Genomic DNA, 12,397 nt, shown 5'->3' on the forward strand with positions numbered 1-12,397 from the left:
ATTTACAATCTGACAGCCCCCAATGGCGCGTCTCTGCCTGTCCGGGTCATTGAGCGGACGCAATCGAAGCGGAAAATATCCCGCGCCTGACACGGGAACGATTGTTGATGCACCGCAACCGCGTCTATGCTCCATGCGAGCGTTTGTGAAATAAATATGACCGGTCATCAAACCACCCTCCCCGTTTGATTAAGATCTCGGCTTTTGCCGTTGGACACCCGCCGCCATGTCGGAACAGGAATTGAAACTGCACGTGCCCACGGCTTCGCGCCAGGCCGTGCTGCGAGAGATCAAGCAACGCGAGGCGACCCGCATCCGCCTGCATGCGATGTACTTCGACACGCCCGAGCGCGAACTGGCGCGGGCACGCATCGCCATCCGCCTGCGCCAGGAAGGCCGCGACTGGGTGCAGACCCTGAAGATGCCCGGCATCAACGCCATCACCCGCATCGAACTGAACCACCCGCGCCCGGGCCCCGTGCTCGACCTGTCGGTCTATGCCGGCACCGAGGTCGAAGCGGCGCTTGCCGCCATCAAGGGCGAACTCGGCCTGCGCTATGAGACCGACGTGCAGCGCATGCTGCGCAAGGTGCGCACGCGCTACGGCACCGTCGAACTGGCCTACGACACCGGCATCCTGCGCGCCGGCGCGCTGGAACTGCCGATCTCCGAACTTGAATTCGAACTGGTCTCGGGCCGCCCCGCCGCCATCTTCGCGGTCGCGCGCGGCTGGCAGCAGCGCCACAGCCTGGTGCTGGACCCGCGCAGCAAGTCCGAGCGCGGCGACGCGCTCGCGCAATTGGCGCAACGCCTGGCCGACGTCGACGCCGTCCCGGGCGACGACCTCGACAGCCGCCGCGCCCAGGCCATCGCCCTGTTCTGGGCGCCGCGCGGCGCCGCATCCGTCAAGCTGCGCGAGGACATGACGGCGGCGCAGGCCATGGGCCGCATCGCCGCCGAATGCCTCGACCAGATCGCCCGCAACGCGGCCGTGCTGGCCGAAGTCGACACCGAAGGCGTGTACCGCGCCGGCAACTCCGAACACGTGCACCAACTGCGCGTCGGCATCCGCCGCCTGCGCTCGGCCTGGAAGCTGTTCGACGGCTGGATCGGGCCAGTCCCCGACGCCATCATGCAGGGCGTGCGCGCCCACTTCGCCGCCTTCGGCGCCAACCGCGACCAGGACGTGCTGAACGAAACCGTGGCGCCCGCGCTGATGCGCGCCGGCATGCCGGTCATTCCGATGGAAGCCGCGCCACCCGAGCAGGACGCTCGCGCCATCGCCGGCGGCAAGGCCTTCCAGGCCTGGCTGCTGGAACTGCTGGAATGGAGCCTGGACGTGCCGCCCGCGCTGCCCGCCAGCGACGGCCAGCCCATCGCCAACGGCGTGCCCAGCGACGCGGCGCCCGAGCCGGCCATCCGTCTGGAAGGCGGCATCGCCGGCCCCAGCGTCAAGCCCACCATCATTCCCATGCTCGCGCCCGAACCCGATCCGCAGCAGCTGCACAAGCAGCTGGCGCGGCGCCTGCATCGCTGGCACAGCAAGGTGGCCGACCAGGGCACCCAGTTCGCCACGCTCGACATCCCCACGCGCCACGAACTGCGCAAGCGCGGCAAGCGCCTGCGCTATAGCCTGGCCTTCGCCGAATCGCTGCTGCCCCCGAGCAAGCTGCGCGGCTACCGCAAGCTGCTGTCGCGGGTCCAGGACATCCTGGGCGAGATCAACGACCTGGCCGTCGCCAAGGACTACTACGAGTCGTGTACGGCCACGCATCCGCAGGCCTGGTTCGCGCTGGGCTGGATCAGCGCGCGCCTGGAGGAACTGGCGGTGGACGCGCAACGCGCCTTCGACGACCTGGCAAGCAGCAAGCCGTTCTGGAAATAAGGCGACGCGGTCCCTCGCGGACCGCATTTGCGCCCGCCACAAACACCGCGCCCCACGCCTGCGATGCAGCAGACGTGGGGCGCGGTGCTTTCAGCGCCGGGCGCGAGGCCCGTGCGGGTATCAGCGGGACGAATCAGTCGGCCAGCAAGGCTCCGGCGAATTCGTCGGCCACGAACGGCTGCAGGTCTTCCAGGCTTTCGCCCACGCCGATCCAGTACACCGGGATCGGCCGCACGCCCTGGCTGCCCGCCGCCACCGCCGCCAGCGTGCCGCCCTTGGCGGTGCCGTCCAGCTTGGTCACGACCAGGCCCGTCAGGTTGATGGCCGCGTCGAACGCGCGGATCTGCGCCAACGCGTTCTGGCCGGTGTTGCCGTCCACCACCAGCAGCACCTCGTGCGGCGCGGCCGGGTCGGCCTTGCCGATGACGCGGCGGATCTTCTTCAGTTCTTCCATCAGGTGCAGCTGGGTCGGCAGGCGGCCGGCCGTGTCCACCATCACCACGCCCATGCCGCGCGCGCGGCCGGCGTTGACCGAGTCGAACGCCACCGCCGCCGGGTCGCCGCCATCCTGCGAGATCACGGTGACGTTGTTGCGGCTGCCCCATTCGATCAGTTGCTCGCGCGCGGCGGCGCGGAACGTGTCGCCCGCGGCCAGCAGCACGCTGGCGCCCTGGCGCTGGAAGGTGTGCGCCAGCTTGCCGATGGACGTGGTCTTGCCCGCGCCGTTGACGCCCGCGATCATCACCACCAGCGGCTGCGCGCGCTTCAGGTCGAAGGCGCGCTCCAGCGGACGCAGGTGGTCGGCCAGCAGCTGGCGCAGCGCGGCCTTGACCTTGGCCGGGTCCTCGATGCGTTCTTTCTTGACCCGCGCGCGCAGCGCGGTCAGCAGCTTCTCGGTGGCTTCCAGGCCGGCATCGGCCATAATGAGCGCCGATTCGAGTTCCTCGAACAGGTTCTCGTCGACCTTGACGCCGACGAAAATGCCGCCAATGCTCTGGCCGGTGCGCGACAGGCCCTGCTTGAGCCGCGACAGCCAGGACGCCTTCTTGGGCGCGGCTTCCGGTTCGGGCGCGGCAGGGGCCGGCACAATGGCGGCGGGAGCCGGGGCGACGACCGGCGCCGACGGCGTTGCGGCGGGCTGCGAAACCGCCGGCGCGGGAGCCACTGGCTGCTGCGGCACGGGCGCCGCGGCGACCTGCGCGGAAGCGACAGGCGGCGCGCCAACGGCGGGCGCAGCGGCGCTGGGCGTCGCGGGGGCAGCAGGCGCGGACACGGGCGCCGAGGCCTGCGGCTGCGGCACCACGGCCGGCGACGGTTGCGGCACGCTGGCCGACGCCGGCGCGGGCACCTCGGCGGACGGCACCGGCAGGGTCACCTCGGGCGTCGCGACGGGCGCGAATTCGCGCGCCGGAACGGCGGGTTCGACGGGCTGGGCGGGGACCTCGGCCTCGGCTTGCGGCGCGATCCCGGCGTCCACCTGCTCCGGCGGCGGCGCGGGCTGGGCCGGCGCGGCGGGCGGAGGGGATTTTTTCTTGAAGAAGCGGCTAAACATGGGTAACAAGTATATTCGTATCGTCGGGGGCCAATACCGGCGCACCCCTATCGTCGTGCCCGACGTGGAGACGCTCCGCCCGACGCCCGACCGGGTGCGGGAAACGCTGTTCAACTGGCTCAACCACCTGTGGGGCGGCGAATTCGCCGACAAGCAGGTGCTGGATCTGTTCGCCGGCAGCGGCGCCCTGGGTTTCGAGGCGGCCTCGCGCGGCGTGGCGCATGTGCAGATGGTCGAACGCGACAAGACCGCCGCGTCCGCGCTGCGGACACTGCGCGACAAGCTCAAAGCCGACATGATACGCATCCACGTGGGCGATGCGATGCAGGTCGCCGAAAGAATGGATGCGTCCCGATTTGACCTCATCCTCCTGGATCCGCCCTTCGGGCAGGGCTGGCTGCCGCGCCTGTGGCCGATCCTGCCCGGCATCCTGGCCGAGGGCGGACTGGTCTACGTCGAGGCCGAAAGCCCTATCGAGCCCCCCGAAGGATTCGAGATCCTGCGCCAGGACAAGGCCGGGGCGGTCCACTACCATCTGCTGGAATTTGCTGCATTGCGCAAATAGATCAATAATCCGAGCTTCGGAGGATGGTGTACACCACTAATAACGGTACGGAGCTCGCATGATCATCGCTGTTTACCCCGGCACTTTCGACCCGCTGACCAGAGGCCACGAAGACCTGGTCCGCCGCGCCGCCACGCTTTTCGACAAAGTCGTGGTCGGCATCGCGCACAGCCGCAACAAGAAGCCCTTCTTCAGCATCGACGAGCGCGTGGACATCGCGCGCGAAGTGCTGGGGCACTATCCCAACGTGGAAGTGCAGAGCTTCGGCGGCCTGCTCAAGGACTTCGTGCGCGACCAGGGCGGGCGCGTGATCGTGCGCGGCCTGCGCGCCGTGTCCGACTTCGAATACGAATTCCAGATGGCCGGCATGAACCGCCACCTGCTGCCCGACGTCGAGACCCTGTTCATGACGCCATCGGATCAATACCAGTTCATCTCCGGCACCATCGTGCGCGAAATCGCCCAGCTGGGCGGCGACGTCAGCAAGTTCGTGTTCCCGTCGGTGGAACGCTGGCTGCAGGAAAAGGCCAAGGAACGCCGCGAGCAATCCTGGCCGGGCTGAGCGCCCCGCTCTCCGCCCCACCGAACCCTCCCGGAGGGCGCCTTGTGCGCCCTCCCTGCATTTTGGCTGTCCGCATCCAGCGGGCCATGGGCAGGTCGGCGCCAGGGGCTTGCCCGGGCCGGCGCGGGCCCGGCAGTACAATTGCAGTATCCCTGCCGGATTCCGTTGCCCCTCCATCATGGCCCTGACCATCACCGAAGAATGCATCAATTGCGACGTTTGCGAGCCCCAGTGCCCGAACGACGCGATTTCCATGGGCGAGGACTACTACGTCATCGACCCTGACCGCTGCACCGAATGCGTCGGCCACCACGACGAGCCGCAATGCAAGGTGGTCTGTCCGGTCGAATGCATCGAACTGCATCCGCAATGGAAGGAAGGCCAGGAACAACTGATGGCCAAGTACCGCCGCCTGACCGGTGCCGCATGAGCGACACCGCGCAACCCGTCTTCGATCCCCCCGCCACCCGCCCCAACGCCCGCCGCGACCTGTCCGCCTCCGCGATCGCGGCCGGCCTGGTCGCCGTGCTGGTCAGCTTCGGCGGCACCGCCGTGCTGATGGTGCAGGCCGGCCATGCCGCCGGCCTGGACGCCGCCCGCATCGGCTCCTGGATCGGTTCGCTCAGCCTGGTGCTGGGCCTGGGCGGCGCGGCCTACAGCCTGCGCACCGGCCTGCCTATCGTCATGGCCTGGTCCACGCCCGGCGCGGCCCTGCTGGTCACCGCGCTGGCCGGCGTGCCTTTTCCCGAAGCCATCGGCGCCTTCGTATTGGCCGCCGCGCTGACGCTGGCCTGCGGCCTGTTCGGCTGGATCGATCCCATCCTGCGCCGCATTCCCGGCGAAGTGGCCGCCGCCATGCTGGCCGGCGTGCTGCTCAACTTCGGCATGGGCATCTTCACCAACGTCGGCAAGCAGCCGGCGCTGGTGCTGGCCATGTGCGCCGCCTACCTGGTGTGCCGGCGCTGGGCGCCGCGCTACGCCGTGCTGATGGTGATGGCCGTGGCGGTGGCCATGGCCGCCGGCCTGGGCCTCATGCAGGTCGACCAGCTCGACTGGCACCTGACCGAGTTCGTCTGGACCACGCCCGTCTTCAGCATGCAGGCCGCGATCAGCCTGGGCGTGCCGCTGTTCGTGGTGGCGATGGCCTCGCAGAACCTGCCCGGCCTGGCTATCCTGCAGGCCGCCGGCTACCGTCCGCCGGCCTCGCGGCTGGTCGCCGCCACCGGCTTGCTCGGCCTGCTGGCCGCCCCGTTCGGCGCCCACAGCGTCACGCTGGGCGCGATCAGCGCGGCCATCTGCACCGGCCCCGAAGCGCACGCGGAGCCGTCCAAGCGCTACATCGCCGCGGCCACCTACGGCGTCAGCTATTTCGCGCTGAGCATCGTCGCCGGCGCGGTGGCGGTGTTCTTCCAGGCGCTGCCGGCCGCGCTGCTGGCGGCGCTGGCGGGCCTCGCACTGCTGGGCACCATCATGGGCGGCATGGCCGCCGCCATGGCCAACCCGCAGCGGCGCGAAGCCGCGCTCATCACGCTGCTGGCGACGGCGTCGGGCTTCAGTTTCTGGGGCATCGGTTCGGCCTTCTGGGGCCTGGTGGCAGGCCTGCTGGCCCACACCGTGTTTGAATACCGGCGCAAGCCGGCGGCCTGATGCGGCGTTCGTCCCGCGTTGACCCCGGGCCTGTCGAGCGGCCGTGCGCGGCCCGCCGCCAGGCTCAGTCCGGCCAGGCGGACACGGGCGTGTCCGGATGCACCTTCATGATGCGGCACGGCACCTGCACGAAATTCGAGATCCACGCCGCGGCCAGTTCGCCTTCGTCGATCACGTCGATGATCTGCTCACCGACCTTCATGCTGTAGCGCACGCTGTCGTCGTCCTCGATCACGTCCAGCGGAATATCCATGCGCAGCATGCCCGGCGCGCGCAGCACCAGGTACCCCAGGCGCAGTTCCACCGTCACGTCGGCCAGCCGCGGGCACAGCTCGCGGTTGAGCCACTGGCCTGAATCATTGGCGACCAGCCACTGGCGGTGATAAGGCGCGGCCTCGGCCTGCGACGTCTCGCCGCATTGGGCAATGGGTTGGAAAGTGGCGCCGCTCATTTGCCCAGCAGGCCCTTGAGCGCCTTGTCGACCGCCGCGCCGCCCTTGCCCTTGCCGGTCACGGCTTCGCGCAGCTTGTTTTCCAGGCTGCGCTTGAGGATGCCGGCGACGGCGTCCTTCCACAGCAGCGTGTAGGCAGGCTTGTCGAACGGCCCCTTGACGTGCACCGGGATGGTCACGTCCTTCAGGTCGATCAGTTCCTTGCCTTCCGGGTCGGCCGCCGGATTGACGACACGGGCGCGCGCCACCAGGTCCAGCTCGTTCTTGACGAAATCGATGGTGGCCGGCTCGCCCTGCGTCACGCGCAGCAGCGGCGACACCACGTTCAGCCGCTTCACGTTGGCCACACCCTTGGCGAATGCGAGATCGGCGTCCATTTCGGAGAAAGCGGTCTGCTTGCTGGTATCGGCCGCCACGGTCGCATCCTGCGATTCCGGCTTGAGCGCGGCCCTCAACTCGCGCAGGGTCTGCGTCAGGTTGATGCCCTTGACCGCGCCATCGCGCAGGCGCAGCTGCAGCGTGCCGCCCAGGCCGCTCTTCATTGCGTAGGCGTTGGCGCCGGCGGTCTTCAGGTCCAGCGCCAGGCTGCCCGTGCCGCTCAGCACGTTCTGCTGCGCCAGGTCCATCAACAGCGGCTCGATGGCGATGCCAGCCAGCGACATCTTGGTGGCGAGCTGATTGCCTTGCGCCGCGTCCACCGACAACGCGCCGGCGAGCTTGCCGCCATACAGGCCGGCGGTCAGGCTGGAAATGTCGAGCTTGCCGCGATCCAGCTTGACGGCGGCGGCGACGTCGTCGGCCTTCAGGCCGCGCACCACCAGCTTGCCGACCTTGAGCGTGCCGTTCACGCTCGGGCCGACCAGCGCCGACAGGTTGATCGAATCGTCCGCGGGCGCGGCCGGCGCCGGCTGGGCCGGCTTGGTCTCGTCCTTCTTGCCTTCGGCCGGCGGCTTGGCGGGCGCGGCGGCGGTGGCCGGCGGCACCAGCTTGTCCAGGTCCAGCGTGTCCACGGCCAGCGCGAAATTGACCTGCGGCGCGTCGCTCAGCTTGGCGATGTCGGCGGTCAGGTCGAACTTGCCGCCTTCCAGCACGGCGTTGATCTTGCTGTTGGCAGTGTCCTTGAGCAGATCGACATTGAGGCTGCCGATCACCGGGATCTGCAGGCTGCCCTTGGGCAGGCCCGGATCGGTGATATTGACGTCGCCGCGCAAGCCGGACAGGCCGCCCTTGCGTTGCAGCAGGTTCAGCGACAGCGGCGAAGCGAAATTCAGCTTGACGACGCGCTCGCCTTTCTTGGAGGTGCTGTCGAGCTTGGCTTCCTTGATATCCAGCTCGGTGGCGTTGCCGCTGATGCCGTTCAGGCCAAAACTGGCGTCCAGGCCGCTGATGCGCACGCGGCCGGTCAAGGCCTCGCCCGTCGCCTGCGTCGGCGAGATGTTGAGCGCCGGGGCATCGACCGCGAATTCAAACGGGCCGTCGGCCACGCCGCCCTTGGCACGCACCGCCAGCTTCTCGATCTGCAACTGGCTCTTGTGGGGATCGATCGACAGCTTGGGCATGGCCACGCTGGCTTCGACATTCGTGGCGGGCGCGGCCGGATCGGTGACATCGCCCTGGAACACGACTTCCAGGCCGGCCACGTCCAGCGCCGACTTCTGGCCGTTGAACGCCAGGTTGCCGCGCACCGCCAGGCTCTTGGCCTGCGCGCCCGGCAACTTGCCGTCCATGCGCAGGTCCAGCTTCTGGGCCGCATAGCGCTTGGCCGAAGGATCGAGCGTCAGCAACGCCTGGCCATTCAGATTGGCGTCCATGCGGGGGTTGCCGCCTTCGACGCGGGCCGTCAGCCGCACGTCGAACGGCTGGTTGAAGGTGACCCGGCCCGTATTGGCGTTGATCTTGGTCACCGCCACCGCCATGCCCGACATCTGGTCCTGCAGCTGGACTTCGCCGTCCTTCAGGTCCAGGCCGGCGATGTCGATCTGCATGTTGTTGCGCGACGGCGGCAAGGTGCCGCTGGTCAGGGCCTGCGCGGCGGTCTGCGCCGCGCCCGCGAGCGCTTCGGCGGGATTGGACGGCGTGGCCACCACCGGCGCGGTGCCGCCCACCAGGTTGCTGAAATTGAACTGGCCGTCCTTGTCGCGCACGACCCGCGCCTTGAAGCCGCTGATGGCGACGTGATCCACCACGAAGCTGTTCGACAGCAGCGGCCACACCGCCACCGCCAGGCGCGTGCTCTCGATGGAAGCGAACGTTTCGGTGCTATTGGCTTCGGACAGCGACACGCCCTGCACCGACAGGCCGATGCGCGGGAACAGCGACAACTCGATTTCGCCGTCGATCGTGAGCGTGCGGTGATAGCGTTCCTGGACCAGCTCTTCGAGCTTGTACTTGTACGCGTTGGGGTCGAACGTCAGCAAAAAGATGGCCAGGCCAACGACGGCCACGACAACCAACACCACCAGGCCTATCAGAATGCGCTTGAACCACGTTTTCATTGCCGCCCCGTCGGTACCTCGACTGGTAATCCTTGAATGCCATCCGCCGCGCCGGGCGCGGGAATGGTGCTTTGCCGCCGCGCCGCGCGCGTGGCTTCCTGATATGTCCGTCTTCGATCGCGTGCCGCCGCGTGCGCCAAGCCGGGGGCCGGGGCGCCAAGCGGGGAGGAACTGCCATGGAAAGACCTGCTGAAGACGCCGGCATGACCAGCGTGCACATACCGGTATCGTAACAAATCGGGCCAGCCTGCGCGTCCGGCCCGAAACTGACGGTTTTCTGTCTTCGGGATTGTAGGGCTAGAATTATTGATCCATCAATCATTGATCGATCCAACAATGCCCGCCCCCGCTCCCAGCACGCCCTATTCACCCGGCCAGGTGCTTCCCTTCCGGCAGACCCTGCTCGCCATGCTGGGCATGTGCTTCGTCATGATGATGGTGGCCATCGACCAGACCGTGGTGGGCACCGCGCTGCCCACCATCGTGGCCGAACTCAAGGGCTTCGAGCTGTACGCATGGGTGGCCACGTCCTACCTGCTGACCTCGGTCATCACCGTGCCGATCTTCGGCCGCCTGGGCGACTACTACGGCCGCAAGCCCTTCGTGGTGGCGGCGATCGTGCTGTTCACGCTGGCCTCGGTGCTGTGCGGCGCGGCCGACAGCATGTTCACGCTGGTGCTGGCGCGGGCGCTGCAGGGCGTGGGCGGCGGCATGCTGGTGGGCACGGCGTTTGCCTCCATTCCCGACCTGTTCCCCGATCCGCACGTGCGGCTGCGCTGGCAGGTCATGCTCAGTTCGGCCTTCGGCATCGCCAATGCGGTGGGCCCGACGCTCGGCGGCGCGCTGACCGAGCACTACGGCTGGCGCTCCGTGTTCTACGTCAACCTGCCCATCGGCATCCTGGGCCTCTGGTTCGTGGCGCGCTACCTGCCGCACCTGCGCAACCATACTTCCGGCAAGGTGCGCCTGGATTGGCAAGGCGCGCTGCTGATCGCCGCCGCGCTCGGCAGCCTGCAACTGCTGGTGGAACTGCTACCCAAGGAGGGCCTGAGCGCCACCATCGTGCTGCTGGCCGCCGGCAGCATCGCCGCCTTCGGCCTGCTGTTCTGGTGGGAGCGGCGCTGCCCGCACCCGCTGCTGCCGTTCGACATGTTCCGCAACCGCGGCCTGGCCATGCTGTTCATACTGGCGCTGCTGGTGGGCGTGACCATGTATTCGCTGCTGTTCTACGCGCCGCTGCTGCTGCAGGGCGGCTTCGGCCTGTCGCCGCAGGACGCCGGCCTGCTGATCACCCCAATGGTGGTCTTCATCACCGTGGGCAGCATCATCAACGGCCGCATCATCACCCGTATCCGCAACCCCAACCGCATGCTGTACGCGGGCTTCATCCTGATGGCGCTGTCCTGTCTGGGCATCGTCACCACCCACAACTACACCGCGCACGGCCTGATCGCCGCCTACATGCTCATGGCCGGGCTGGGCATGGGCTTCATCATGCCCAACCTGACCGTGTTCGCGCAGCAGACCGCCGGCCGCAGCCACCTGGGCATCGCCACCGCGCTGCTGCAATCGCTGCGCATGATCGGCGGCATGCTGGGCACGGCCGTGGTCGGCACCATGGTCAACCACAGCTACTTCAGCGGCGTCGAATCGACGCTGCGCGGCGCCTCTGCGCGCTGGCTGCCGCAGCTGGACGACCCGCAGATGCTGGTCAACCCCGAGGCCCAGACACAGTTCCTGGCACAATTGGCGCATCAAGGCCAGGATGGAACGTCGTTGATCGAGATCGCGCGGGTGGCGCTGGTCGGCGCCATCCACGAGGGGCAGCTCATCGCCCTGGCGGTCGCGGTGCTGGCGCTGTGGTGCGTGCGGCGCGTCCCCCTGGTGCAATTGGCGCGCCCCGCCAAAACGGAGCCCGCCGCCGTCGGAGAGTAGCTTTTGCCCAAACAACAACAGGGCCTGCAGGTCATCCAGCACATGGGCCAGACCTACCGGGTCATGCAAAGCGCCTTCAGCGGCATGGTCGGCCACGCGCTGCCGCGCTGGCGCATCCTGCTGGCGCTGCATGAATGCGGCCAATGCTCGCAGAAGCACCTGGCCGAACGCTGCCGCCTCGACCCCGCTTCGCTCACCCGCCAATTGCAGGCGATGCAGAAGCTCGGCTGGATCGCGCGCGCCGTCGATCCCGACGACAACCGCCTGACCAACGCCCGCCTCACGCCGGCCGGCCAGGCCGTGGTCGACGAAGCCCTGCCCAAGCGGGCGGCATTTTTCGACGAATCGCTCAAGGGGCTGTCGGCTTCGGATATCGACACGCTGAACCGCGTGCTCAACGTGCTGGAAGCCAACTTCCTGCGCGCGGCAGGCGGCAACAAGGGCGAATGACCGCGCGCGGGGCGCCCATGGCGGCGCTTCAACACCGCGGCCGAGCGCCTGCGCACCCGACAGCGTCGGGCTGGACCGCCTCTGCGATGAATTGCGCCGGTCCCGCCATCGATGAGCCGCCGATCGCCCCCTTCAGGGCTTTCCGCCCTCTCCAACGGTTTCCCCCGATTCAGGCGTTTCGTTGAGCGCCTGGCGCGCCAACGCGGCCCCAGCGTCCGCCCTCCACATTTGACATCCGGAAAGGTTATTGAATAACATTCAATCAATCTATTGAATATTATTTCATTTTCCCGGAACCCGCACATGCCACCCGACCTCTTTCTTCGCGCCGTGCTGATCGGCGCCGGCGCCACGCTCGTCATGGACCTGTGGGCGCTGCTGCTCAAGCGCCTGTTCGGCCTGCCGTCGCTGGATTACGCCCTGGTCGGCCGCTGGCTCGGGCATCTGCCACGCGGACGCCTGACCCACCCCGGCATCGCCCGCTCGGCGCCCGTAACCGGCGAACGCGCCATCGGCTGGATCGCCCACTACGCCATCGGCATCCTGTTCGCGCTCCTGCTGCTGGCCATCTGGGGCCCGGCCTGGGCCGCGCGACCGACGCTGCTGCCGGCGCTGACCGTCGGCATCGCCACGGTCGCCGCGCCCTTCCTGATCCTGCAACCCGGCATGGGCGCCGGCATCGCGGCGTCCAGGACCCCGAAACCCGGCGTGGCACGGCTGCGCAGCCTGATGGCGCATGCGTCGTTCGGCGTGGGGTTGTATCTGGCGGGATGGGCCGTGGCAAAGACGCTGGAGGCCTGAAGCGGCGCACGCCTCCCGGTCGGCCCGGACAGCCTTGCCGCGCGCGCGTTTTGC

General features: G+C 68.4%; 11 protein-coding genes. 8 read left to right on the forward strand and 3 right to left on the reverse strand.

All coding sequences use genetic code 11. From position 1 onward, the window contains the following. Positions 1-226: 226 nt before the first annotated feature. Positions 227-1,885 (forward strand): CYTH and CHAD domain-containing protein, encoded by a 1,659-nt coding sequence (locus ACVN9Z_RS03355; protein WP_024070383.1) that lies wholly within the window; start codon positions 227-229, stop codon positions 1,883-1,885. A 133-nt stretch (positions 1,886-2,018) separates the two neighbouring features. On the opposite strand, the gene ftsY is transcribed toward ACVN9Z_RS03355, so the two are convergent. Then, complete coding sequence (gene ftsY, locus ACVN9Z_RS03360) at positions 2,019-3,185, reverse strand: signal recognition particle-docking protein FtsY (RefSeq protein ID WP_407705519.1); 1,167 nt, start codon at positions 3,183-3,185, stop codon at positions 2,019-2,021. Positions 3,186-3,435: 250 nt separating this feature from the next. On the opposite strand from ftsY, the gene rsmD reads away from it, so the two are divergent. From rsmD to ACVN9Z_RS03380, 4 genes are all read left to right on the forward strand, one after another. Further along, positions 3,436-4,002 carry a 16S rRNA (guanine(966)-N(2))-methyltransferase RsmD gene (rsmD, locus tag ACVN9Z_RS03365; RefSeq protein WP_006385943.1) on the forward strand — a complete coding sequence of 189 codons (567 nt, stop codon included), beginning with the start codon at positions 3,436-3,438 and terminating at the stop codon, positions 4,000-4,002. A gap of 58 nt (positions 4,003-4,060) precedes the next feature. Continuing rightward, positions 4,061-4,564, forward strand: a complete 504-nt coding sequence (coaD, locus tag ACVN9Z_RS03370; protein WP_006385942.1) for a pantetheine-phosphate adenylyltransferase — start codon at positions 4,061-4,063, stop codon at positions 4,562-4,564. 178 nt (positions 4,565-4,742) lie between these two features. Continuing rightward, positions 4,743-4,994, forward strand: coding sequence for a YfhL family 4Fe-4S dicluster ferredoxin (locus ACVN9Z_RS03375; RefSeq protein WP_006385941.1), 252 nt, complete (start codon positions 4,743-4,745; stop codon positions 4,992-4,994). Further along, complete coding sequence (locus ACVN9Z_RS03380; protein WP_458213127.1) at positions 4,991-6,211, forward strand: benzoate/H(+) symporter BenE family transporter; 1,221 nt, start codon at positions 4,991-4,993, stop codon at positions 6,209-6,211. Before ACVN9Z_RS03375 ends, ACVN9Z_RS03380 begins: the two co-directional genes overlap by 4 nt. Before the next feature lie 64 nt (positions 6,212-6,275). Here ACVN9Z_RS03380 and ACVN9Z_RS03385 read toward each other — a convergent pair whose 3' ends face one another. Together ACVN9Z_RS03385 and ACVN9Z_RS03390 are read right to left on the reverse strand one after the other, a co-directional pair. Next, positions 6,276-6,662 (reverse strand): MOSC N-terminal beta barrel domain-containing protein, encoded by a 387-nt coding sequence (locus ACVN9Z_RS03385; protein ID WP_006385939.1) that lies wholly within the window; start codon positions 6,660-6,662, stop codon positions 6,276-6,278. Continuing rightward, positions 6,659-9,157: an AsmA family protein gene (locus tag ACVN9Z_RS03390; protein WP_053500428.1), complete on the reverse strand. Its 2,499-nt coding sequence runs from the start codon at positions 9,155-9,157 to the stop codon at positions 6,659-6,661. The genes ACVN9Z_RS03385 and ACVN9Z_RS03390 overlap by 4 nt, the downstream gene beginning before the upstream one ends. Before the next feature lie 336 nt (positions 9,158-9,493). Between ACVN9Z_RS03390 and ACVN9Z_RS03395 the strand changes: the two genes are divergently transcribed. The 3 genes from ACVN9Z_RS03395 to ACVN9Z_RS03405 all read left to right on the forward strand — a co-directional run bounded on the left by ACVN9Z_RS03395 (position 9,494) and on the right by ACVN9Z_RS03405 (position 12,343). Further along, entirely contained in the window at positions 9,494-11,092 is a 1,599-nt protein-coding gene (locus ACVN9Z_RS03395; protein WP_006385937.1) for an MDR family MFS transporter, read from the forward strand. 3 nt (positions 11,093-11,095) lie between these two features. Next, complete coding sequence (locus ACVN9Z_RS03400; RefSeq protein WP_006385936.1) at positions 11,096-11,542, forward strand: MarR family winged helix-turn-helix transcriptional regulator; 447 nt, start codon at positions 11,096-11,098, stop codon at positions 11,540-11,542. Between the two features lie 303 nt (positions 11,543-11,845). After that, positions 11,846-12,343, forward strand: coding sequence for a DUF2938 domain-containing protein (locus tag ACVN9Z_RS03405; protein ID WP_054481808.1), 498 nt, complete (start codon positions 11,846-11,848; stop codon positions 12,341-12,343). The last annotated feature ends 54 nt before the right edge of the window (positions 12,344-12,397 follow it).

The organism is Achromobacter sp. KK8 (genome assembly GCF_054188005.1).

Bases quoted from the DNA above. Each gene is read 5' to 3' on its own strand.
- ACVN9Z_RS03355 (WP_024070383.1), top strand. From the start codon at position 227: ATGTCGGAACAGGAATTGAAACTGCACGTGCCCACGGCTTCGCGCCAG.
- rsmD (WP_006385943.1), top strand. From the start codon at position 3,436: ATGGGTAACAAGTATATTCGTATCGTCGGGGGCCAATACCGGCGCACC.
- coaD (WP_006385942.1), top strand. From the start codon at position 4,061: ATGATCATCGCTGTTTACCCCGGCACTTTCGACCCGCTGACCAGAGGC.
- ACVN9Z_RS03375 (WP_006385941.1), top strand. From the start codon at position 4,743: ATGGCCCTGACCATCACCGAAGAATGCATCAATTGCGACGTTTGCGAG.
- ACVN9Z_RS03380 (WP_458213127.1), top strand. From the start codon at position 4,991: ATGAGCGACACCGCGCAACCCGTCTTCGATCCCCCCGCCACCCGCCCC.
- ACVN9Z_RS03385 (WP_006385939.1), bottom strand. From the start codon at position 6,662: ATGAGCGGCGCCACTTTCCAACCCATTGCCCAATGCGGCGAGACGTCG.
- ACVN9Z_RS03390 (WP_053500428.1), bottom strand. From the start codon at position 9,157: ATGAAAACGTGGTTCAAGCGCATTCTGATAGGCCTGGTGGTGTTGGTT.
- ACVN9Z_RS03395 (WP_006385937.1), top strand. From the start codon at position 9,494: ATGCCCGCCCCCGCTCCCAGCACGCCCTATTCACCCGGCCAGGTGCTT.
- ACVN9Z_RS03405 (WP_054481808.1), top strand. From the start codon at position 11,846: ATGCCACCCGACCTCTTTCTTCGCGCCGTGCTGATCGGCGCCGGCGCC.